We start from the raw sequence: 1,336 nt of genomic DNA on the forward strand, positions 1-1,336 counted from the left end.
CAGGGCTGATTCAAAGTCCTGGTGATCACGCGGAAGTGCTGGTCACAACGGGGTGACGATCCGTCGGGGCGTCGCTACGAACACAACGAAGCTCCGGTTGACGGGGTGACCTCTCAAGTCGCCCTGAACACCCGGAGCTTCGATGTGCCGCCAGTCTGCCACCGTCTGCCTGATCAAGTCGCCCACGCGTCAACACCGTGAGGTCCCGAATCTGGACGGCCGGCTGCGGATGCTGCCGGACCCGCGCAAGCGCCGTGGACGACGTCACCCTCTGGTGTCGGTGTTGCTGACCGCCGCATGCGCGGTCCTGGCCGGAGCCCGCTCCTACTTCGCGATCGGCCAGTGGGTCCGCAACGCACCGCAGGACACCCTCGCCCGGCTCGGCATCCGCGAAGCCGGGCCGCTCGCTGTCCGCCGCGCGCCCAGCACCTCGACCATCCGGCGCGTCCTGCTCGCCGTGTGTCCCGGGGGACTCGCCGACCTGCTCGGCGCCGACCCGTCCACCGTTGCGAGCCTGGCCGTGGACGGCAAGACCGCCCGCGGCTCACGCACCGCCGCCGCCCCGGCGACGCATCTGCTGGCCGCTGTCTCCGGCGGTGGGCAGACCGTCAGCCAGCTGCGAGTACCGGACAAGACGAATGAAATCACCGCGTTCACGCGACTGCTGGCGCCCTTCGATCTGGCCGGTGTCGTGGTCACCGCCGATGCCCTGCACACCCAGCGCGGGCACGCCCGGTTCCTGGTCGAGCAGAAGCAGGCGCACTACCTGCTGGTGGTCAAGGCCAACCAGCCGACGCTGTTCACGCAACTGCGGGCATTGCCGTGGAAGGAGGTGACTGCCCGGCGTTATGACCGAGAGGCCGGCCACGGCCGCAAGGAGACCCGGGCCACCAGATGTCTGACCGTCACCGGCCTGGGGCTCGACTTCCCGCACGCCGTGCAGGCCGCCCGCATCCTGCGGCACCGCACCGACCTGAAATCCGGGAAGGTCACCCGCCAGACCGTCTACGCGCTCACCGATCTCACCGCGCGTGAGGCATCACCGCTCCGGATCGGGCGCCTGGCCCGGTCACAGTGGGTGATCGAGAACCGGCTGCACTTCGTACGCGACACCACTTTCGCTGAGGACGCCTCGAAGATCCACACCGGGCACGGCCCGGAGAACATGGCCACGCTGCGGAACCTGGCTATCAACACCCTCCGCGCGGCCGGACACCGCAACATCGCCGCGGGCCTGCGCGAGGTCTCCTACCACCCCTTCACCCGCCCACTCGACCTCATCGGCCTGCCCTGACCTGCACCACCACATGATCACCAGGACTTTGAATCAGCCCTG

General features: G+C 68.9%; 1 protein-coding gene. It reads left to right on the forward strand.

Translation table 11 applies throughout. From position 1 onward, the window contains the following. Positions 1 to 142 precede the first annotated feature (142 nt). Positions 143 to 1,294, forward strand: a complete 1,152-nt coding sequence (locus AB0435_RS34190; protein ID WP_365917606.1) for an ISAs1 family transposase — start codon at positions 143 to 145, stop codon at positions 1,292 to 1,294. Positions 1,295 to 1,336: the final 42 nt, after the last annotated feature.

Origin of the sequence: Streptomyces sp. NPDC051173 (assembly GCF_040689515.1) — a bacterium.
Taxonomy (GTDB): Bacteria; Actinomycetota; Actinomycetes; order Streptomycetales; family Streptomycetaceae; genus Streptomyces.

Excerpts from the sequence above, each read along its gene's own strand:
- AB0435_RS34190 (WP_365917606.1), top strand. The coding sequence starts at position 143 with ATGTGCCGCCAGTCTGCCACCGTCTGCCTGATCAAGTCGCCCACGCGT.